25 protein-coding genes are annotated in these 20,147 nt (G+C 70.2%); 22 read left to right on the forward strand and 3 right to left on the reverse strand.

Features of this window, described 5'->3' with window-relative positions:
• The first annotated feature begins 154 nt into the window (after positions 1-154).
• The 16 genes from rpsP (at position 155) to A4E84_RS28740 (ending at position 12,203) form a co-directional block, all read left to right on the forward strand.
• Positions 155-574 (forward strand): 30S ribosomal protein S16, encoded by a 420-nt coding sequence (gene rpsP / locus A4E84_RS28665; protein WP_062929294.1) that lies wholly within the window; start codon positions 155-157, stop codon positions 572-574.
• Positions 575-576: 2 nt separating this feature from the next.
• Positions 577-816, forward strand: a complete 240-nt coding sequence (locus A4E84_RS28670) for an RNA-binding protein (RefSeq protein ID WP_003973401.1) — start codon at positions 577-579, stop codon at positions 814-816.
• A gap of 105 nt (positions 817-921) precedes the next feature.
• On the forward strand, positions 922-1,464 hold the full coding sequence (gene rimM / locus A4E84_RS28675; protein WP_062929295.1) for a ribosome maturation factor RimM: 543 nt from the start codon (positions 922-924) through the stop codon (positions 1,462-1,464).
• On the forward strand, positions 1,464-2,297 hold the full coding sequence (trmD, locus tag A4E84_RS28680) for a tRNA (guanosine(37)-N1)-methyltransferase TrmD (protein WP_062929296.1): 834 nt from the start codon (positions 1,464-1,466) through the stop codon (positions 2,295-2,297). The genes rimM and trmD overlap by 1 nt, the downstream gene beginning before the upstream one ends.
• A 134-nt stretch (positions 2,298-2,431) precedes the next feature.
• Positions 2,432-2,782: a 50S ribosomal protein L19 gene (gene rplS / locus A4E84_RS28685; protein WP_062929297.1), complete on the forward strand. Its 351-nt coding sequence runs from the start codon at positions 2,432-2,434 to the stop codon at positions 2,780-2,782.
• A gap of 45 nt (positions 2,783-2,827) precedes the next feature.
• On the forward strand, positions 2,828-3,553 hold the full coding sequence (lepB, locus tag A4E84_RS28690) for a signal peptidase I (protein ID WP_062929298.1): 726 nt from the start codon (positions 2,828-2,830) through the stop codon (positions 3,551-3,553).
• A complete protein-coding gene (lepB, locus tag A4E84_RS28695) occupies positions 3,546-4,637 on the forward strand; it encodes a signal peptidase I (protein ID WP_062929299.1) in 1,092 nt (363 codons plus the stop codon). Before lepB (A4E84_RS28690) ends, lepB (A4E84_RS28695) begins: the two co-directional genes overlap by 8 nt.
• Complete coding sequence (gene lepB / locus A4E84_RS28700; protein WP_079129152.1) at positions 4,525-5,487, forward strand: signal peptidase I; 963 nt, start codon at positions 4,525-4,527, stop codon at positions 5,485-5,487. The genes lepB (A4E84_RS28695) and lepB (A4E84_RS28700) overlap by 113 nt, the downstream gene beginning before the upstream one ends.
• A gap of 51 nt (positions 5,488-5,538) precedes the next feature.
• Positions 5,539-6,318: a signal peptidase I gene (gene lepB / locus A4E84_RS28705; RefSeq protein WP_062929301.1), complete on the forward strand. Its 780-nt coding sequence runs from the start codon at positions 5,539-5,541 to the stop codon at positions 6,316-6,318.
• Complete coding sequence (locus A4E84_RS28710; protein ID WP_062929302.1) at positions 6,308-6,832, forward strand: NUDIX hydrolase; 525 nt, start codon at positions 6,308-6,310, stop codon at positions 6,830-6,832. The genes lepB (A4E84_RS28705) and A4E84_RS28710 overlap by 11 nt, the downstream gene beginning before the upstream one ends.
• Positions 6,833-6,888: 56 nt before the next feature.
• A complete protein-coding gene (locus A4E84_RS28715; RefSeq protein WP_003993268.1) occupies positions 6,889-7,197 on the forward strand; it encodes a DUF2469 domain-containing protein in 309 nt (102 codons plus the stop codon).
• Positions 7,198-7,255: 58 nt separating this feature from the next.
• A complete protein-coding gene (locus A4E84_RS28720; protein ID WP_062929303.1) occupies positions 7,256-7,657 on the forward strand; it encodes a YraN family protein in 402 nt (133 codons plus the stop codon).
• The gene (locus tag A4E84_RS28725) at positions 7,658-9,283 is read left to right on the forward strand and encodes a YifB family Mg chelatase-like AAA ATPase (RefSeq protein WP_062929304.1); all 1,626 of its coding nucleotides are present in this window, start codon (positions 7,658-7,660) and stop codon (positions 9,281-9,283) included. It begins immediately after the preceding gene.
• Positions 9,280-10,437 (forward strand): DNA-processing protein DprA, encoded by a 1,158-nt coding sequence (dprA, locus tag A4E84_RS28730; RefSeq protein ID WP_062929305.1) that lies wholly within the window; start codon positions 9,280-9,282, stop codon positions 10,435-10,437. The genes A4E84_RS28725 and dprA overlap by 4 nt, the downstream gene beginning before the upstream one ends.
• Positions 10,438-10,709: 272 nt before the next feature.
• The gene (gene whiG, locus A4E84_RS28735) at positions 10,710-11,552 is read left to right on the forward strand and encodes an RNA polymerase sigma factor WhiG (RefSeq protein WP_062929306.1); all 843 of its coding nucleotides are present in this window, start codon (positions 10,710-10,712) and stop codon (positions 11,550-11,552) included.
• A 93-nt stretch (positions 11,553-11,645) separates the two neighbouring features.
• On the forward strand, positions 11,646-12,203 hold the full coding sequence (locus A4E84_RS28740; protein WP_062929307.1) for a TetR/AcrR family transcriptional regulator: 558 nt from the start codon (positions 11,646-11,648) through the stop codon (positions 12,201-12,203).
• Positions 12,204-12,235: 32 nt separating this feature from the next.
• On the opposite strand, the gene A4E84_RS28745 is transcribed toward A4E84_RS28740, so the two are convergent.
• The gene (locus A4E84_RS28745; protein WP_062929308.1) at positions 12,236-12,826 is read right to left on the reverse strand and encodes a M23 family metallopeptidase; all 591 of its coding nucleotides are present in this window, start codon (positions 12,824-12,826) and stop codon (positions 12,236-12,238) included.
• A gap of 272 nt (positions 12,827-13,098) precedes the next feature.
• On the opposite strand from A4E84_RS28745, the gene rpsB reads away from it, so the two are divergent.
• From rpsB to A4E84_RS28775, 6 genes are all read left to right on the forward strand, one after another.
• Positions 13,099-14,034: a 30S ribosomal protein S2 gene (gene rpsB / locus A4E84_RS28750; protein WP_062929309.1), complete on the forward strand. Its 936-nt coding sequence runs from the start codon at positions 13,099-13,101 to the stop codon at positions 14,032-14,034.
• A 186-nt stretch (positions 14,035-14,220) separates the two neighbouring features.
• The gene (gene tsf, locus A4E84_RS28755; RefSeq protein WP_062929310.1) at positions 14,221-15,057 is read left to right on the forward strand and encodes a translation elongation factor Ts; all 837 of its coding nucleotides are present in this window, start codon (positions 14,221-14,223) and stop codon (positions 15,055-15,057) included.
• A gap of 184 nt (positions 15,058-15,241) precedes the next feature.
• Positions 15,242-16,000 (forward strand): UMP kinase, encoded by a 759-nt coding sequence (gene pyrH, locus A4E84_RS28760; protein ID WP_062929311.1) that lies wholly within the window; start codon positions 15,242-15,244, stop codon positions 15,998-16,000.
• Between the two features lie 164 nt (positions 16,001-16,164).
• Complete coding sequence (frr, locus tag A4E84_RS28765; RefSeq protein WP_059422066.1) at positions 16,165-16,722, forward strand: ribosome recycling factor; 558 nt, start codon at positions 16,165-16,167, stop codon at positions 16,720-16,722.
• On the forward strand, positions 16,722-17,849 hold the full coding sequence (locus tag A4E84_RS28770; protein ID WP_079129153.1) for a phosphatidate cytidylyltransferase: 1,128 nt from the start codon (positions 16,722-16,724) through the stop codon (positions 17,847-17,849). The genes frr and A4E84_RS28770 overlap by 1 nt, the downstream gene beginning before the upstream one ends.
• 116 nt (positions 17,850-17,965) lie before the next feature.
• Entirely contained in the window at positions 17,966-18,415 is a 450-nt protein-coding gene (locus A4E84_RS28775) for an SRPBCC family protein (RefSeq protein WP_062929313.1), read from the forward strand.
• Between the two features lie 297 nt (positions 18,416-18,712).
• Here A4E84_RS28775 and A4E84_RS28780 read toward each other — a convergent pair whose 3' ends face one another.
• Together A4E84_RS28780 and A4E84_RS28785 are read right to left on the reverse strand one after the other, a co-directional pair.
• Positions 18,713-19,948 carry a tyrosine-type recombinase/integrase gene (locus tag A4E84_RS28780; protein WP_062929314.1) on the reverse strand — a complete coding sequence of 412 codons (1,236 nt, stop codon included), beginning with the start codon at positions 19,946-19,948 and terminating at the stop codon, positions 18,713-18,715.
• A complete protein-coding gene (locus A4E84_RS28785; protein WP_062929315.1) occupies positions 19,948-20,145 on the reverse strand; it encodes a helix-turn-helix transcriptional regulator in 198 nt (65 codons plus the stop codon). The genes A4E84_RS28780 and A4E84_RS28785 overlap by 1 nt, the downstream gene beginning before the upstream one ends.
• Between the last annotated feature and the right edge of the window lie 2 nt (positions 20,146-20,147).

Consider the following 20,147-nt stretch of genomic DNA (forward strand, 5'->3'; position numbering starts at 1 on the left):
CTCCAGGGTGTGGCACAATGGCTAGCTGTACTCGACAGCCGCACAGGAACCCTCTCGCCTCCGGCTGACGCGTCCATCGGGCACTCGGGTACCGCAACCCCACGCGGCATTTCCGCCGTGCCCAACCACGTCAAATCCAGGAGAACCCACTCCCGTGGCAGTCAAGATCAAGCTGAAGCGTCTGGGCAAGATCCGTTCGCCTCACTACCGCATCGTCGTCGCCGACTCCCGTACCCGCCGTGACGGCAGGGCCATCGAGGAGATCGGCAAGTACCACCCGACGTACCACCCGTCGGTGATCGAGGTCGACGCCGAGCGCGTGGCGTACTGGCTCGGTGTCGGCGCCCAGCCGACCGAGCCCGTGATGGCCATCCTCAAGAAGACCGGCGACTGGCAGAAGTTCAAGGGCGAGCCCGCCCCGGCTCCGCTGCTGACGCAGCCGGAGAAGGCCGCGCGTCCGTCCTTCGAGGCCATCGGCGGCGAGGACGAGGGCAAGGGTGAGGCCATCACCCAGAAGAAGAAGGCTGAGAAGAAGGACGAGGCCGCCGCTGAGTCCGCTTCGACCGAGGCCTGAGCATGCTCGAGGAGGCTCTCGAGCACCTCGTGAAGGGCATCGTCGACAACCCTGACGATGTGCAGGTCGCCTCGCGCAACCTGCGCCGCGGCCGCGTGCTCGAGGTCCGGGTCCACCCGGACGACCTCGGCAAGGTGATCGGCCGCAACGGCCGCACCGCGCGCGCTCTGCGTACCGTCGTGGGCGCCATCGGCGGTCGCGGCGTCCGCGTCGACCTCGTCGACGTGGACCACGTCCGCTGACGCTCAACGCGCAACCGGCTCGGGCCGGGGAGGGCCTGAGGGCCCTCCCCGGCCCGCAGTCGTATACGAAGTCATGCCGTAGGCACACGACAGGAGATTGGACACGTGCAGCTGGTAGTCGCACGGATCGGCCGTGCCCATGGCATCAAGGGTGAGGTCACCGTCGAGGTGCGGACCGACGAGCCGGAGCTGAGGCTCGGCCCCGGCGCCGTACTCACCACCGATCCCGCCTCCGCGGGACCGCTCACCATCGAGACGGGCCGCGTCCACAGCGGCCGCCTCCTGCTGCGCTTCGAGGGCGTCAGCGACCGCAGCGGCGCCGAGGCCCTGCGCAACACCCTCCTGATCGCCGAGATCGACCCGGAGGAACTGCCCGAGGGCGAGGACGAGTACTACGACCACCAGCTCATCGACCTCGACGTGGTCACCGCGGACGGCACCGAGGTCGGGCGGATCACGGAGATCTCGCACCTGCCCACCCAGGACCTGTTCATCGTGGAGCGCCCCGACGGCAGCGAGGTGATGATCCCCTTCGTCGAGGAGATCGTCAGGGAGATCGACCTTGAGGAGCAGAAGGCCGTCATCACCCCGCCGCCGGGATTGATCGACGACCGCGCGGAGATCGCCTCCAGCCGGGACGAGTCGTAATGCGCCTCGACGTCGTCACGATCTTCCCCGAGTACCTGGAACCGCTGAACGTCTCCCTCGTCGGCAAGGCACGCGCGCGTGGACAGCTCGACGTGCACGTCCACGACCTGCGTTCCTGGACCTACGACCGCCACAACACCGTCGACGACACCCCCTACGGCGGCGGCCCCGGCATGGTCATGAAGACCGGGCCGTGGGGGGATGCGCTGGACTCGGTCCTGGCCGACGGCTACGAGACCGGCTCCCGGGCGCCCGCCCTCATCGTGCCCACGCCCAGCGGCCGCCCCTTCACCCAGGAACTCGCCGTCCAGCTCTCCGAGCGCCCCTGGCTGATCTTCACCCCGGCCCGTTACGAGGGCATCGACCGCCGCGTCGTCGACGAGTACGCGACACGGATGCCCGTCTACGAGGTGTCCATCGGCGACTACGTCCTGGCCGGCGGCGAGGCGGCCGTCCTCGTCGTCACGGAGGCCGTGGCGCGGCTGCTGCCCGGGGTCCTGGGCAACGCCGAGTCCCACCGGGACGACTCCTTCGCGCCCGGCGCCATGGCGAGCCTGCTGGAGGGGCCCGTCTACACCAAGCCGCCCGAGTGGCGCGGCCGGGACATCCCCGACGTGCTGCTCAGCGGCCACCACGGCAAGATCGCCCGTTGGCGCCGCGACGAGGCCCTGAAGCGCACGACCGCCCACCGGCCCGACCTCATCGAGCGGTGCGACCCCAAGGCCTTCGACAAGAAGGACCGCGAGATGCTCTCCATCCTCGGCTGGGCGCCCGACCCGGCGGGGGAGCCGTACGGCCGATTTTGGCGCAGGACCGACGGCGTGGAAGAATAGCCAGCTGTTGTGCGTCCGTCCGGCGTGCGCCCCTGCCACAGGGGGAGACGACGTCCGCCCCGACCCGCACACCCCTGATCCGAAACACCTAGTTTCCGTTGATGACCTGTGGCATCAGCGAGGAAAGCAGACTCATGTCTCACCTGCTCGAAACCGTCGACTCCGCGTCGCTGCGCAGCGACGTCCCCGCGTTCCGCCCGGGCGACACCGTCAACGTCCACGTCCGCGTCATCGAGGGCAACCGCTCCCGTGTGCAGCAGTTCAAGGGCGTTGTGATCCGCCGCCAGGGCTCCGGCGTGCGCGAGACCTTCACGGTCCGCAAGGTCTCCTTCTCCGTCGGCGTCGAGCGCACCTTCCCGGTGCACACCCCGATCGTCGAGAAGATCGAGCTCGTCACCAAGGGTGACGTCCGTCGCGCCAAGCTGTACTACCTGCGCGAGCTGCGCGGCAAGGCCGCGAAGATCAAGGAGAAGCGCGAGAACTGAGCGCTCTCCGGGGTTCACACCGGGGCCGGATAGCATCTGGCTCCGATGGACACCGAAGCACAGCCGACGGAGCGCGACCGCTCCTCCCACTCTTCCGCATCCGAGGGAACGACCTCGGAGGCCGCAGGGTCGGAGGACCGGTCGCGTTTCGCGTTGGTGTCGCGTATCGGCTCCTGGGTCCCGGGTGGCCGGATCACCCTCACCCTGCTCGTCTGCCTGCTGTTCCTGCTGCTGCTCAGTACGTTCGTGCTGCGCCCGTTCCAGATCCCCAGCGGATCCATGGAGCAGGGATTGAGGATCGGGGACCGGGTTCTCGTAAATAAGTTGGCGTACCGTTTCGGTGCCGTGCCGCAGCGGGGAGACATCGTCGTGTTCGACGGGACCGGGTACTTCGGGCACGCGGACTACATCAAGCGCGTTGTCGGTGTGGGGGGAGACCGCGTGGTCTGCTGCGACAGGGAGGGGAGGATCCAGGTGAACGGCCGGCCGGTCGACGAGTCGGGCTTCCTGTATCCCGGCGACAGCCCGTCCGCGGTGCCCTTCGACGTCGTCGTGCCCGGCGGCACCCTCTTCGTCCTCGGTGACCACCGCAGCGACTCCAGCGACTCCCGCGACCACCTCGGCTCGCCGGGCGGAGGCATGATCCCCGTCGGCGACGTCATCGGCCGCGCCGACGGGATCGTCTGGCCCTTCGGCCACGCCACCCGGCTGCACCGCCCTGACGCCTACGCGCGCGTGCCCGCCGCCGGAAGGGCGGGCGCCCATGGGTAACCGCGGCAAACCGCGCGGCGTCCCCGCGAGCCCCGCGGAGAACCTGCTGCCCACCGGAGCCCGGCGCGCCGCCGGAGCCTCCAGTGGCCGGACGCGCGCCGAGCGGCGCAAGCTCCAGCGCAAGGTCAAGCGGCGCCGCAGGCGCGGTGCCGTCAAGGAGATACCGCTCCTCGTGGGCGTGGCGGTCCTGATAGCGCTCGTGCTGAAGACGTTCCTCGTCCAGGCCTTCGTCATCCCGTCCGGCTCCATGGAGCAGACGATCCAGATCGGCGACCGCGTCCTGGTCGACAAGCTCACCCCGTGGTTCGGCTCGAAGCCGCAGCGCGGGGACGTCGTCGTCTTCAAGGACCCCGGGGGCTGGCTCCAGGACGAGCAGCCCACCACGCAGAAGGCGGACCCCGTCGTCATCAAACAGGTCAAGGAAGGGCTCACCTTCATCGGCCTGCTGCCGTCCGAGAACGAGAAGGACCTCATCAAGCGGGTCGTCGGCGTCGGCGGCGACCGCGTCAAGTGCTGCGACACGCAGGGGCGCGTGACCGTCAACGGAGTCCCGCTGGTCGAGGACTACCTCTATCCCGGCATCGCCCCGTCCGACACGCCGTTCGACATCACCGTCCCCCAGGGACGGCTGTGGGTGATGGGCGACCACCGCAACAACTCCGCGGACTCCCGCGCCCACCAGGACACCGACTACGGGGGCACCGTCTCCGAGGACGAGGTGGTGGGCCGCGCCATGGTCATCGCCTGGCCCTTCGGGCACTGGAACATGCTGGAGGAACCGAATACGTACGCCTCCGTGTCCGACTCGGCCACGGGGTCGACCGCTGCTCCCGAACTGTCGCATAGGGTTGCCTCCTACGATTCGAACGGAACGATCCAGCTCCCGACCCCTGCGGAACTCCCGCTCGTTATGGGAGTGGTGGGCCTGCGCCGCGTATGGGGCAGGCGGCGGCACACAGTGAGGAGTTGGCGTGGGGGATGTGGCGGTTGGCGCACGGTCCGGACACGACGGCGAGGAGCACCGCGGACGCCCCGCGGAATCCGCCGTCCCGGCCGCGGACAGCGCCGTGACCTCCGGGAGTGACTCCGGGACAGCCGAGGACGGCAGGGTGACGGGCGAACATACGACAGCCGAGGACCAGGGGCCGGGCGGACCGGCCCGGACACCGAAGAAGCCGCGCTCCTTCTGGAAGGAGCTGCCCATCCTGATCGGTATCGCGCTGGTACTGGCGCTGCTGATCAAGACCTTCCTGGTGCAGGCGTTCTCCATCCCCTCCGACTCGATGCAGAACACCCTCCAGCAGGGCGACCGCGTCCTGGTCGACAAGCTCACCCCCTGGTTCGGCTCCGAGCCCGAGCGCGGCGAGGTCGTCGTCTTCCATGACCCGGACAAGTGGCTGGCCGGCGAGCCGACCACGGACCCGAACGCCCTGCAGACCTTCCTCAGCTGGATCGGTCTCATGCCGTCCGTGGAGGAGAAGGACCTCATCAAGCGCGTCATCGGCGTCGGCGGCGACACCATCGAGTGCAAGGGCACCGGCCCGCTCACGGTCAACGGCAAGGCGCTGGACGAGCGCTCGTACGTCTACGCGGGCAACACGCCGTGCAGTGTCGACGACCAGGGCGGCCAGTTCAAGGTGAAGGTCCCCAAGGGCTTCATCTGGGTCATGGGCGATCACCGGCAGAACTCGCGGGACTCCCGCTACCAGCAGGCCGACAAGCACCACGGCATGGTCCCGGTGAAGGACGTCGTCGGACGCGCCGTGGTCGTCGCCTGGCCGATCAACCGCTGGGACACCCTGCCGGTGCCGGACACCTTCGACCAGTCCGGCCTGAACGCCCAGCCGAACGCGGCGGGCCTGCCGGTCGCACCGCAGGGGATCGCGCTCCTCGGCGTGGTGCCGGTGGTGCTCTGGCGTCGCCGGAAGCAGTGATCCCGACCATGGGCTGACCCCGGCCGGTACCCCCGGGTAGGGTGCGGACCCATGGGTGGCGAGAGCGTGACGCACACGGCCCCGCGCAGCGGCGGCTCAGGGACGGGCCCGGTGGGCAGCCGGACCGGACAGCGACTGTCCGGGCTGGCCGTCGCACTGGGCCTCGTGCTGTTCCTCGGCGGGTTCGCCTGGGGAGCGGTGGTCTACCGGCCGTACACCGTCCCCACCAGTTCGATGACACCGACGATCGACGCGGGCGACCGGATCCTGGCGCAGCGTGTCGACGGTGGCGAGGTGCGCCGCGGGGACGTCGTCGTGTTCAGGGACGCGACCTGGGCCAACGCGCCCATGGTCAAGCGCGTGGTCGCCGTCGGTGGCGACACGGTCTCCTGCTGCCAGGACGGCAAGCTGAAGGTCAACGGCAAGGAGATCGACGAAACGTACCTGCCCAAGGGCACTCCGGCCGAGATGAGCAACTTCCCGACCGTGACCGTCCCCGAGGGCCGCCTGTTCCTGCTCGGCGACGAGCGCGGCAATTCCGTGGACTCCACGGCCCACCTGACCGACGCCGCCAGCGGCACGGTGGCGCGTTCCGCCGTGGACGCCCGTGTCGACGCCGTCGTCTGGCCCATGAAGGGCATGCTGGAGCGCCCCACCGGCTTCGAGGCGCTCAGCACCCTCTCCTCACCCGGCCCGCTGCGGACGATCACTTTCCTCGTGATCGCCGGCGCGGTGCTCGTCCTGGGCGGAGGGGCCTACGGGCCCATCGCCAAGCGCGCGGGCGCCGCCCGGGCCCGTCGGGGGAGTGCGGAGCCCGCAGGTGCCCGCTGAGCCCGTGGGGACGGGCCGGGACACCTACGAGGGCGGATTGCGCAAGGTCGCCCGGGTCGTGCTGCTCGACCCGCAGGACCGCATCCTGCTGCTCCACGGCCACGAGCCGGACGATCCGGCCGACGACTGGTGGTTCACCCCCGGCGGCGGTGTGGAGGGTGACGAGACCCGTGAACAGGCCGCCCGGCGGGAACTCGCCGAGGAGACGGGCATCACCGAGGTCGAGCTCGGTCCGGTGCTGTGGCGGCGGAGGTGCTCCTTCCCGTTCGCCGGACGCCGCTGGGACCAGGACGAGTGGTACTACCTGGCCCGCACGGACCGTACGGCGGTGGCCGCCACCGGGCTGACCGAGCTGGAACGGCGCAGTGTCGCCGGAGCGCGCTGGTGGACGTGTCCAGAACTGAGCCGGGCACATGAGACGGTGTATCCGACCAGACTCGCCGGGCTGCTGCGCACGCTGCTCGACGAAGGTCCCCCGGCCAGGCCTGTGATCCTTGACCCGGAAATCGTCTAGGGGCTCACGGGACTGGCGCACAATGGGGGGATCGCACGGCTGAAGGGGAACATGCCATGAGCGCCGAGGACCTCGAGAAGTACGAGACCGAGATGGAGCTGAAGCTCTACCGGGAGTACCGCGATGTCGTCGGTCTGTTCAAATACGTGATCGAGACCGAGCGGCGCTTCTACCTGACCAATGACTACGAGATGCAGGTGCACTCGGTCCAGGGTGAGGTGTTCTTCGAGGTGTCCATGGCGGATGCCTGGGTGTGGGACATGTATCGGCCGGCCCGGTTCGTGAAGCAGGTCCGGGTCCTCACGTTCAAGGACGTGAACATCGAGGAGCTGAACAAGAGCGACCTGGAGCTGCCGAGCGGGTGACGGGGTTGTCCACAACTACCGAGTCATCCACCAAGATCAACTTCTTGGAGGCCGCTGCGTGATCGTTGGCACCGGAGGTGGTGCCGACATGACCGCACATCTGGCACGCAGTGCCATGGGCAAGTACGGGGAGAGCCTGGCCGCGCGGCGGCTGGCCGAGGCAGGTCTGACGGTCCTGGAGCGCAACTGGCGCTCCGGCCGCACCGGAGAGATCGACATCGTGGCCAGGGACGGGGACGTCCTGGTCGTCTGCGAGGTGAAGACCCGCCGGGAGGGTCCGTTCGAGCATCCGATGGCGGCCGTGACCCCGCAGAAGGCGGGGCGGCTGCGGGACCTGGCCGAGCGGTGGATCCAGACACACGGAGGCGCACCGCCCGGCGGAGTCCGCATCGACGTGGTCGGGGTACTGCTGCCGGCCCGCGGTGCCGCCGTGGTCGAGCATGTGCGGGGGGTGGCCTGAATGGCATTCGCCCGTACGTGTTCGGTGGCGCTGGTGGGCGTCGAGGGCGTGGTCGTCGAGGTCCAGGCCGATCTGGAACCCGGCGTCGCGGCGTTCACGCTGGTGGGGCTGCCCGACAAGAGCCTCACGGAAAGCCGGGACCGAGTGCGTGCCGCGGTCGTCAACTCGGGCGCCGCCTGGCCGCAGAAGAAGCTCACCGTCGGCCTGAGCCCGGCCTCGGTGCCGAAGTCCGGCAGCGGTTTCGACCTGGCCGTCGCGGCGGCCGTCCTCGGTGCGGCGGAGCGCATCGACCCGCGCGTCCTCGCCGACATCGTGATGATCGGCGAACTCGGGCTGGACGGTCGGGTGCGGCCGGTGCGGGGGGTGCTGCCGGCGGTTCTGGCCGCGGCCGGTGCGGGGTACGAGCAGGTGGTGGTGCCCGAGTGCGCCGCCGCCGAGGCGTCCCTCGTGCCCGGCGTGTCGGTGCTGGGCGTCCGCAGCCTGCGGCAGCTGATCGCCATCCTGGCCGACGAACCGGTGCCCGACGAGGATCCGGACGAGCAGGGCCGCCCGGACCCCCTGCTCGCCGGGCTGCGCATGCCGGGGACCGGCGCGGCCACGGGCATGCACAGCGGCGGCGCGGCCCAGCACGACCACGGCCATGACCTGGCGGACGTCGTCGGACAGACCTCGGCCCGCACGGCGGTGGAGGTGGCCGCGGCGGGTGGGCACCACCTCTTCCTCGAAGGGCCGCCCGGTGCCGGCAAGACGATGCTCGCCGAGCGGCTGCCGGCCGTTCTGCCCCGGCTCGGCCGGCAGGAGTCGCTGGAGGTCACCGCGGTCCACTCGGTGGCGGGCCTGCTGCCCCCGGGCAAGCCGCTGATCGACGTCGCGCCCTACTGCGCCCCGCACCACTCGGCCACCATGCAGGCACTCGTCGGCGGCGGCCCTGGCGTCGCGCGGCCCGGCGCGGTGTCCCTGTCCCATCGCGGGGTGCTGTTCCTGGACGAGACGCCGGAATTCAGCAGCCATGCCCTGGACGCGCTGCGGCAGCCCCTGGAGGCGGGGCATGTCGTGATCGCGCGCAGTGCGGGAGTCGTGCGCTTCCCGGCGAAGTTCCTCATGGTGCTCGCGGCCAACCCGTGCCCGTGCGGCCGGTTCTCGCAGCGTGACGACCTGTGTGAATGCCCGCCCTCGGCCATCCGCCGCTACCAGGCCAGGCTCTCCGGTCCGCTGCTGGACCGAGTCGACCTGCGCGTCGAGGTGGACCGCGTCACCCGCACCCAGCTGACCGCCTCCGGCGCCAGGGGCGAGTCGACCGCGACGGTCGCCGACCGGGTCAGGGCGGCCCGCGAACGGGCCACGGGCCGCCTTGCCGGCACACCCTGGTGCACGAACAGCGAGGTACCCGGCCGGGAGCTGCGCAGCCGCTGGTACGCCGTGCCGGGCGCGATGGACGAGGCCGAGCGGAACCTGGAGCGGGGCGTCCTGACCGCCCGCGGCCTCGATCGCGTCCTGCGCGTGGCCTGGACCGTCGCCGACCTCGTCGGCCACGACCGGCCCGACGCCACGGATGTCGCCCTCGCGCTCCAGCTGCGCACCGGAGTGCCGCGAGGCGTCCCCATGGCCATCGGGGCACTGACATGAGCGTCGACGAACCGGGTGGCGAGCTGCTCGCCCGGGTCCTGCTCACCCGTGTCATCGAGCCCGGCGACGAGGCCGGCGGGCAGTGGGTGCGTGAGCTCGGCGTCGCCGAAGTGGTTCGGCGGCTCGGGGAGGGCGGGGCCCCTCTGCCGGGTGCGAGCGGGACGCGGTGGGCCGGGCTGGTGGCCAGGGCGCGGGCAGCCCGGCCGCGCCGGGATCTGGAGGCCGCCCGGGACGCGGGAGTGCGGTTCGTGTCTCCCGGGGACGCGGAGTGGCCGGGGCAGCTCGACGATCTGGGGGATGCCCGGCCCCTGGGGCTGTGGGTGCGCGGGCGGCCCAGTCTGCGGATGTGGGCGCTCAGATCGGTCGCCGTGGTCGGCGCCCGGGCCTGCACCGAGTACGGGGCGCATATGGCCGCGACCCTCGCCGCCGGCCTCGCCGAGCAGGGCTGGGTCGTGGTGTCCGGCGGCGCCTACGGAGTCGACGGCGCCGCCCATCGCGGAGCGCTCGGAGCCGGCGGCGCCACCGTCGCCGTCCTCGCCTGCGGCGTCGACCGGCCCTACCCCCGCGGCCACACCCGGCTGATCAGCAGGATCGCCGAACAGGGACTGGTGATCGGCGAGTTGCCGCCCGGCGATCACCCGACACCGAGCCGGTTCATCCTGCGGAACAGAGTGATCGCCGCACTCACCCGTGGCACGGTCGTCGTCGAAGCCGCCCACCGCAGCGGCTCCCTGGTCACCGCGCGGGCGGCACAGCGCCTCGGCCGGCACACGATGGGCGTGCCGGGCCCCGCCACCAGCGCGCTCTCCGCCGGAGTGCACGATCTGCTGCGCGGGGAGGCCGTCCTGGTCACCGATGTCGCGGACGTCGTCGAACTGGTCGGTGACATCGGAGAGCTGGCCCCCGACCGGCGCGGCCCCGTCCTGCCCCGGGACCTGCTGGAACCGGCCACCCGGCAGGTGCTCGCGGCACTGCCCGGGCGTGGGGCGGCCCGGCCGCACGAGATCGCTCGCTCCGCACAGACCGCTCAGGACGACGCGATCGCGAGACTGTACGAACTCCGAGCACTCGGATACGTCGAACGACACGGCGACGGCTGGAAGTTGACACGCCAGGCGGTGATGTCGGTCCGCGACGGTCGCGGACCGGGTTGACCGTGCCTGTTCGGCCGTCCGGGGGAATCCCCACACCCCTTGGAAATGCGCCCAGTTGAGGCCTTCGGGTGATCACACCGGACCACCGCGAGGCCCTGGCAGGAGGTCGTCGGGAACGTTTCCGCGCCCGCCTTGGCCTCCTTCCTTCGCGCACCGCGACGCCGCAGTCACGCTACGCTCACGAGGATCCCGACACGGACAGGCAACTCGACATCAGACAGACAGCTCACCTCAGCAGCACCACTCCGCAGCAGAACGGCACAAGGCGACGAATGCCCCAGCACACCTCCGGGTCCGACCGGGCGGCGATCCCCCCAGCCGCCCGTGACGGTGGCAGCGTGCGGCCGCCCGCTCCCTCGACGCTCGACGAGCTGTGGCGGTCGTACAAGGCGACGGGCGACGAGCGGCTGCGGGAGCAGCTGATCCTGCACTACTCGCCCCTCGTGAAGTACGTCGCGGGACGGGTCAGCGTGGGCCTGCCGTCCAACGTCGAGCAGGCGGACTTCGTCTCGTCCGGGGTGTTCGGACTGATCGACGCGATCGAGAAGTTCGACATCGACCGCGAGATCAAGTTCGAGACGTACGCGATCACCCGGATCCGCGGCGCCATGATCGACGAACTCCGGGCATTGGACTGGATCCCCCGCTCGGTGCGGCAGAAGGCGCGCAACGTGGAGCGGGCGTACGCCACGCTGGAGGCGCGGCTGCGGCGGACCCCGAGCGAGGGCGAGGTGGCCTCCGAGATGGGCATCGCCGTCGAGGAACTCCACGCGGTGTTCAGCCAGTTGTCGCTGGCCAACGTGGTGGCCCTGGAGGAGCTGCTGCACGGGAGCGGCGAGGGCGGCGACGGGCTCAGCGTCATGGACACGCTGGAGGACACCGCCGCCGACAACCCCGTCGAGGTCGCCGAGGACCGGGAGCTGAGGAGGTTCCTGGCCAGGGCGATCAGCACGCTGCCGGACCGGGAGAAGACCGTCGTGACGCTGTACTACTACGAGGGCCTCACCCTGGCCGAGATCGGGAACGTGCTGGGTGTGACCGAGAGCCGGGTCAGTCAGATCCACACCAAGTCGGTGCTGCAACTGAGAGCGAAGCTGGCGAGCTTCGGCCGCTGACCAGGCCGGACGCCCTCGGATCGGCATCAACCACTCCCGTACGGCGGGACGCGTCCGTAGAGTGTTGACGTGCCAAGGATTCGAGCGGCCTCCGTGGCCGAGCACCGGTCGATGCAGCGAGCCGCCCTGCTGGACGCGGCTCGTTCCTTGTTGTCCGAGGGCGGTACGGAGGCGCTGACCTTCCCGGCCCTCGCCGAGCGGACGGGCCTCGCGCGATCGTCCGTCTACGAGTACTTCCGGTCACGGGCGGCCGTGGTCGAGGAGCTGTGCGAGGTCGACTTCCCGGTCTGGGCGGCGGACGTGTCGGCGGCGATGGAGCGGGCCGGTACGGCCGAGGCCAAGGTCGAGGCATACGTGCGGCAGCAGCTGGAGCTGGTCGGGGACCGGCGGCACCGGGCCGTGGTCGCGATCTCCGCAAGTGAGCTCGACGCGGGGGCGCGGGAGAAGATCCGGGCGGCGCACGGCGGGCTGGTCGCGATGATCGTCGAGGCGCTGGGCGAGCTGGGGCATGCGCAGCCCCGGCTGGCGGCGATGCTGTTGCAGGGGGTCGTGGACGCGGCCGTGCGGAGGATCGAGCTGGGGGCGGCGGAGGAGCCGGCCGCCATCGTCGATGCGGCGGTTTCCATGGCTCTGCGGGGTGTGCGGGGCTGACGGCGCCGACGCCGGGCCAGGGGCGGGGTGCCTCAGTGGGGCGGCCGGGTGCCCAGTACCGGCAGCAGCCGTGACGGGCCCCGGTGCAGGAGCCACGGCGGCAGCAGCGACAGCGGGTTCAGGTACACCTCGCCGCGGCGCAGCCCCCAGTGGACGCACGGGACCGCCGTGCAGTGCGAGCCGCTCGCGTCCACCGTGCCGATCACTTGGCCCGGTTCCACCTCGTCGCCCTTCTCGACCGTCGCCGTCACCGGTTCGTACGTCGTGCGCAAGGGCGGATCGCCCGTCCCCGCGAGGTCCACCGAGACGACTCCCTTGCCGGCCACCCGGCCGGCGAAGGAGACCCGGCCCGCGGTCACCGCTCGAACGGGTGTGCCCGCGGGCGCCGCCAGGTCCACGCCCCGGTGGCCCGGACCGTAGGCCGTAGCCGGGGGCTCCCAGCCTCGCAGGACCGGGGGGCGCAAGCCGACGGGCCAGGTGCGGCCCATCGCCGGCACGTCGGCGTCCGTTTGGGGCGCGTCCGCCGCGAACAGCGGTGGCGGTGGGGCCAGCAGGGCCGTCGCCGTGACGATCAGCAGCAGGATCAGGCGTGCGCAGACGCGCACACATCGGTTCGCTCGCATGCGGAAAGCGTCCCGGAGTGCCGGTGCCGCAGCTCGCGGCTGTGGGTGGCTGCGCGGTTGTGGACAACGGCGTCACCCGGCACCCCGCTGGTCCCGTACACTTCTGGTGGCGATCCGGGTCACCGGGTCGACTTCGCACGCCCCGATACGAACCCCGCAACGGGCCCGTATCAGCGCCCCTCGGTCCCTCGTGGCACGGCGCGCAGTGGGCGTCAGGCGCGGAAGCCGTCCGGCATCCGCGGCACAACCGAGAAGCACAAGGAGATACGGCCATGGCCGTCGTCACGATGCGGGAGCTGCTGGAGAGCGGCGTCCACTTCGGTCACCAGACCCGTCGTTGGAACCCGAAGATGAAGCGCTTCATCTTCACGGAGCGCAACGGCATCTACATCATCGACCTGCTCCAGTCGCTGTCGTACATCGACCGCGCCTACGAGTTCGTCAAGGAGACCGTCGCCCACGGCGGCACGGTCATGTTCGTCGGCACGAAGAAGCAGGCGCAGGAGGCCATCGCCGAGCAGGCCACCCGCGTCGGCATGCCCTACGTCAACCAGCGCTGGCTGGGCGGCATGCTCACCAACTTCTCGACCGTCTACAAGCGTCTGCAGCGCCTCAAGGAGCTCGAGCAGATCGACTTCGAGGACGTCGCCGCGTCCGGTCTGACCAAGAAGGAGCTTCTCGTGCTCTCGCGCGAGAAGGCCAAGCTGGAGAAGACCCTCGGCGGTATCCGCGAGATGCAGAAGGTGCCCAGCGCCGTCTGGATCGTGGACACCAAGAAGGAGCACATCGCCGTTGGTGAGGCCCGGAAGCTGAACATCCCGGTCGTCGCGATCCTCGACACCAACTGCGACCCCGACGAGGTCGACTACAAGATCCCGGGCAACGACGACGCGATCCGCTCCGTCACCCTGCTCACCCGTGTGATCGCGGACGCGGTCGCCGAGGGCCTCATCTCCCGCTCCGGTGTCGCCACCGAGGGCAAGGGCGAGAAGGCCGCGGGCGAGCCGCTGGCCGAGTGGGAGCGAGACCTGCTCGAGGGCGAGAAGAAGGCCGACGAAGCCGCCCCCGCCGCTGAGGCCGCTCCGGCCGCTGAGGCCGCTCCGGCCGCTGAGGCCCCCGCTGCTGAGGCCCCCGCTGCCGAGGCCGCTCCGGCCGCCGAGGCCCCCGCCGCCGAGGCCGAGAAGCCGGCCGAGGCCGAGCAGGCCTGACCCGTCAGTCCCGTGGTGACGGCGGGAGCGGTACTGCATCCACCAGCGCCCTCGGCGCGGTGAAGTCCGCTCCCGCCGTTCACCCGTAGGTCAGCGGAAGGACAGCGCCCTCCGGCTCCATGGGGGCGCAACCGCAGATTCCGCAGATCTTCGATCTTCCAGACTTCGAGAGAGATTCACAGACTCATGGCGAACTACACCGCCGCCGACGTCAAGAAGCTCCGTGAGCTCACGGGCGCCGGCATGATGGACTGCAAGAAGGCGCTGGACGAGGCCGAGGGCAACGTCGAGAAGGCCGTCGAGGCGCTCCGCATCAAGGGCCAGAAGGGCGTCGCCAAGCGCGAGGGCCGTTCCGCCGAGAACGGTGCCGTCGTCTCGATCATCGCCGACGACAACTCCTCCGGTGTCCTCGTCGAGCTGAAGTGCGAGACGGACTTCGTCGCCAAGGGTGACAAGTTCCAGGCCGTGGCCAAGACCATCGCCGAGCACGTCGCCAAGACCTCCCCGGCCGACCTGGAGGCCCTGCTCGCCTCCGAGATCGAGGCCGGCAAGACCGTCCAGGCGTTCGTGGACGAGGCCAACGCCAACCTGGGCGAGAAGATCGTCCTGGACCGCTTCGCGCAGTACTCCGACGGCTTCGTGACGGCGTACATGCACCGCACGATGCCCGACCTGCCCCCGCAGATCGGTGTCCTCGTCGAGCTGGACAAGCCGAACGCGGAGATCGCCAAGGGCGTTGCCCAGCACATCGCCGCCTTCGCGCCGAAGTACCTCTCCAAGGAGGACGTGCCGGCCGAGGTCGTCGAGTCCGAGCGCCGCGTCGCCGAGGAGACCACCCGCGCCGAGGGCAAGCCCGAGGCCGCCCTGCCGAAGATCGTCGAGGGTCGCCTCAACGGCTTCTTCAAGGACGCCACGCTGCTCGGCCAGCCGTACGCGCTCGACAACAAGAAGTCCGTCCAGAAGGTCCTGGACGAGGCCGGTGTCACCCTGAAGCGCTTCACGCGCATCAAGGTCGGCATCTGAGTCCGTACCGCGCTCGACGCCCGACCCCTATAGGGTCGACAGCAGTCGTCCGCGTACGCCGTCACATGAGTGGCGGACGACAGCAGATCTGACAAGGAGGCCATTGCCGTATGGGATGCGAAACACGCCCCACCGGCAATGGCCTTCTTGGTATGTGCAACACGTGAAAGAGGCGGGATCCCCCATGACCACCAAGGCCCAGAAGAGCGACGACGGCAAAGTGCGCGGCCGGTTTCTGCTGAAGCTGTCCGGAGAGGCCTTCTCCGGTGGCGGCGGCCTGGGCGTCGACCCCGACGTGGTGCACAAGATCGCCCGCGAGATCGCGGCCGTCGTGCGCGACGGTGCGCAGATCGCGGCCGTCATCGGCGGCGGCAACTTCTTCCGTGGCGCCGAACTCCAGCAGCGCGGTATGGACCGGGCCCGCTCCGACTACATGGGCATGCTCGGCACCGTCATGAACTGCCTGGCCCTCCAGGACTTCCTGGAGAAGGAGGGCGTGGACTGCCGCGTGCAGACCGCCATCACCATGGGACAGGTCGCCGAGCCGTACATCCCGCTGCGCGCCGTGCGGCACCTGGAGAAGGGCCGTGTGGTCATCTTCGGCGCCGGGATGGGCATGCCGTACTTCTCCACCGACACCACCGCCGCCCAGCGCGCCCTGGAGATCGACGCCGAGGCGCTGCTGATGGGCAAGAACGGCGTGGACGGGGTCTACGACTCCGACCCCAAGACCAATCCGGACGCGGTGAAGTTCGACCACCTCGGCTACGGCGAGGTCATCACCCGCGACCTGAAGGTCGCCGACGCCACCGCCGTGACGCTGTGCCGCGACAACAAGCTCCCGATCGTGGTCTTCGAGCTGCTGGCGGAGGGCAACATCGCGCGCGCCGTCAAGGGTGAGAAGATCGGCACGCTGGTGGGGGACCCCGGCAGCCGGGACTGAGACCCGAGAACCACCCCGTCCGGGGGACGGACGGGACGGAGCCGGGCCGGGGGATGGACAATGTCCCGCCGGTCGGGAACCGTTCAGAAGAAGACGCGACGCAGCCGGCCGCCGCCCCACATGGAACCGCAGCCGGGCCTACTCAAGACACGCAGGAGCAAGTGGTGATCGAAGAGACCCTCCTCGAGGCCGAGGAGAAGATGGAGAAGGCCGTCGTGGTCGCCAAGGAGGACTTCGCCGCGATCCGCACCGGCCGTGCGCACCCGGCGATGTTCAACAAGATCGTGGCCGACTACTACGGCGCGCCGACGCCGATCAACCAGCTGGCCTCGTTCTCCGTGCCCGAGCCGCGTATGGCCGTGGTGACCCCCTTCGACAAGAGCGCGCTGCGCAACATCGAGCAGGCGATCCGCGACTCCGACCTGGGCGTCAACCCGAGCAACGACGGCAACATCATCCGTGTGGTGTTCCCCGAGCTGACCGAGGAGCGCCGCCGCGAGTACATCAAGGTCGCCAAGAGCAAGGGTGAGGACGCCAAGGTCTCCATCCGCTCCGTGCGCCGCAAGGCCAAGGACGCCATCGACAAGCTGATCAAGGACGGCGAGATCGGCGAGGACGAGGGCCGCCGTGCGGAGAAGGAGCTCGACGACACCACCCACAAGTACGTGGCGCAGGTGGACGAGCTCCTGAAGCACAAGGAAGCGGAGCTGCTCGAGGTCTGATGAACGACTCTTCCTGGGGGGCGCCGCCACAGGCCGGGTACTGGGGGCCCACCGACCAAGGGCATGGTCGTGGGCACGTCCAGGGCTCAGGCCACGGGCACGTCCAGGGGGCCGCTGCGGCGGGTCCCGCATACGATGCGTATGAAGCGCCTCAGACTCGCCCCATGCCCATCGTGCCCGACGTGACCGAATTCGGCGGTAACCAGGATGACGACCGGGGGGCTGCTCGGCTGAGCGGCACCCCGGTCCGAAACGACACGAATCCGGAGCCCATGCCCGACGCCTCGCAGCCGGCGCCCAAGCCGCCGAAGAAGAGCGCGGGTCGCGACCTGAGTGCCGCGATAGGGGTCGGTGTCGGGCTCGGTGCGGTGATCGTCGCGTCGCTGTTCGTCGTCAAGGCCCTGTTCGTCGGCGTCGTCGCGGTGGCCGTGGTGGTGGGCCTGTGGGAGCTGACCAAGCGGCTGGAGGAACGCAAGGGCATCCGGGCACCCCTGGTGCCGCTCGCGCTCGGTGGTGCCGCGATGGTCGTCGCCGGGTATGTGCGGGGCGCCGAGGGCGCCTGGGTGGCGATGGCGCTCACGGCACTGGCCGTCCTGGTCTGGCGCATGACCGAACCGCCGGAGGGCTACCTGCGGGATGTCACCGCGGGCGTCTTCGCGGCGTTCTACGTGCCGTTCCTCGCGACCTTCGTCGCGATGATGCTGACCGCGGACGACGGGCCGCAGCGGGTGCTCACCTTCTTGCTGCTCACGGTCGTCAGCGACACCGGCGCCTACGCCGTCGGCTGGCGGTTCGGCCGGCACAAGCTCGCCCCGCGCATCAGCCCCGGCAAGACCCGCGAGGGCCTGCTCGGCGCGGTCTCCTTCGCCATGGTCGCGGGGGCACTGTGCATGCAGTTCCTCATCGACGACGGTGCCTGGTGGCAGGGACTGGTGCTGGGTCTCGCGGTCGCGGTCACCGCCACGCTCGGCGACCTCGGCGAGTCCATGATCAAGCGGGACCTCGGCATCAAGGACATGGGCACGCTGCTGCCGGGCCACGGCGGCATCATGGACCGGCTCGACTCGCTGCTGCCCACGGCTCCGGTGGTGTGGCTGCTGCTCGTGCTGTTCGTCGGGTCGGGCTGAAGCGACCTCTGCCGGCGAGCCCCTGCCCTGCTGGGCGGGGGCTCGCTGTCGTCCCGGGGAGACGCCCGGGAGCCTGAGGTGGGACGATTCAGATGTACCTCCCAAAGGAGGCCATCATGGCCATCATCCGAGAGAGCATCGACGTCGACCGCCGTCCGGAGGAGGTCTACCAGTACGTCATGGACACCCAGCGCATGCCGGAGTGGCAGCTGAGCGCCGTGTCCGCGGAGCGCCTCGACGAGGGGCCCGTCGGCGTCGGCACCCAGGTCCGGGTGACCCGGCACATCGGCCGTCGTGTCATGCCGATGACCATGGAGGTCACCGAGTACGACCCGCCGCACAGCTGGGGCATGCGCGGCGTCGACGGCCCCGTCCGGGCACAGGTGCACGGCGAGGTCGAACCGTACGACGAGGGCCGGCGCTCCCACGTCACGATCGACATCGACTTCGAGGGCCACGGCATGGGCAAGGTCCTGGTCCCGCTCGTCGTACGCCCCCAGGTCCGCAAGGAACTCCCGCGCAACGAGCAGCTCCTCAAGGACCGGCTGGAACAGACGGGCGAGTAGAGCGCCTCCGCCCCCGGCGGCTCGCACGGAGGGCTCGCACGGGGGCCTTGCCGTCTTCCGCCAGGAGAACCGGTGCCGCGGAGAAGGGCGTCATGGCTCGCGCGTGCCCGGAGCCATGACCAGGAACACTCGGTTCCGTCGGCCGGGGCCGCAGGTCACCTGAATCGATCTGCGACACTGGTACGGCCATGCCTAAGCCCGGAGAACTGATGTGCTCCGGGCACGAAGAAGCCCCCTACCAGCGATGCTGTCGCCAATAGGGGGCTGTCTTGTGCCTGCTGGGCCGTCTCTGGGCCGTCACGGCTCCTGGGCCGTGCCGAAGACACCGTCCAGGGCACGGCGGGCGCGCTCGGTACTGCTGGGCATCAGGTGGGCGTACACGCGCAGCGTCATCGCCGGATCGGAGTGCCCGAGGTATTCGCTCACGGCCTTGATGCTCTCGCCCGCGTCCAGGAGGACCGAGGCGTAGAAGTGGCGGAGGGCGTGCATTCCGTGCTGCCGGGCGGAGGCGTACGGCTTGCCGGGTTCGGGCGTCGGGATGAGGCCGGCGGCTGCGAGGGCGGGCTTCCATTCCTGGATGTTGAAGTTGCTTCGCCAGACGATTCCGCCGGCCGTGTTGGTGAAGATGAGGCGGCGCTCGGTGAGCGGGCCGTCCGGCCTGGCCCACGGCAGCTTGATTGCTACGGGCGGGTGATTCTTGATGTGCTGCCGCAAGGCGGAGGCGACCGAGGACGGCAGCGGTACGTCCCGTTCCTTGTTGCCCTTGGGTGGAGCGAAGACGGCGACGCCCCGGATCAGCTTGACCTGAGCGGTGACCCGAAGGGTGTCGCCGTCGAGCTGCAGGGTGTCTTGGGCCAGGCCGATGATCTCGCCTTGGCGGAGGCCGCAGCCGCTGCCGACGTCGACCATGGCTCGGTAGCGCTCGGGTAGGGCGTCGCGGACCGCACGTACCTGCGACGGAAGCCAGGGCACGACCCGGGCAGTCGAGACGGCGGGCGGACGCACTGACGCGGCCGAGCACGGATTACGGGCGAGGAAGCCGTCATCCACGGCGGCCGAGAGCACGGCACGGACGTTGGCGTAGATGTTGCGGGCGTAGGTGCCGCCCATCGGACCGTTCTCCAGGTCGCGCACGAACTCGCGGATGTGGACCGGGCGGAAAGACCCGAGCGGTCGAGCCCCGATACGCGGGAAGGCGTGCAGCCGAAGCCGGGTCTCCACCCCGATGCGCGTGTTCAGGTCGGTCGTCTGCCCGGTGATCCAGCGCTCTGCGTACTGCTGAAAGGTAGTCTGCGCTGCCCTGGGGTCCACGTACTGACCACGGGACATGTCGGCAGCCGTCTCGGCCAGCCACTCTTCCGCCCGGCGCTTCTGGCGGTCTGGGAAGGACTTGCTCTTCTCTGTGCCGTCCGGGCCGACGTACCGGGCCCGGTAGCGGAGTCCGTTGCCGTAGCGGTCGGTCTTGACCCTCACCGGCTTGCCGTCGGGTCCTGGCTCGGTTTTGTACCAGCGGTCTTGGATATGGCCAGCCATCAGGCAGCCTCCGCAAGCTGCGAGTCCACCCAGGCCCGCACGTCACGCGGGTCGAAGCGCAGGTGCCGGCCGACCCGGAAGCCGCGGGGGCCGGTGTGCTTCCGGCGCCACTGGTAGACCGTCTCGACGCTGGGAAGCTCGAACATCTCGACCAGGTCCTCAGGGGTCAGGAACCGGTTCGGCAGCTCTGACGCCATGG

Source organism: Streptomyces qaidamensis (assembly GCF_001611795.1).
Taxonomy (GTDB): domain Bacteria; phylum Actinomycetota; class Actinomycetes; order Streptomycetales; family Streptomycetaceae; genus Streptomyces; species Streptomyces qaidamensis.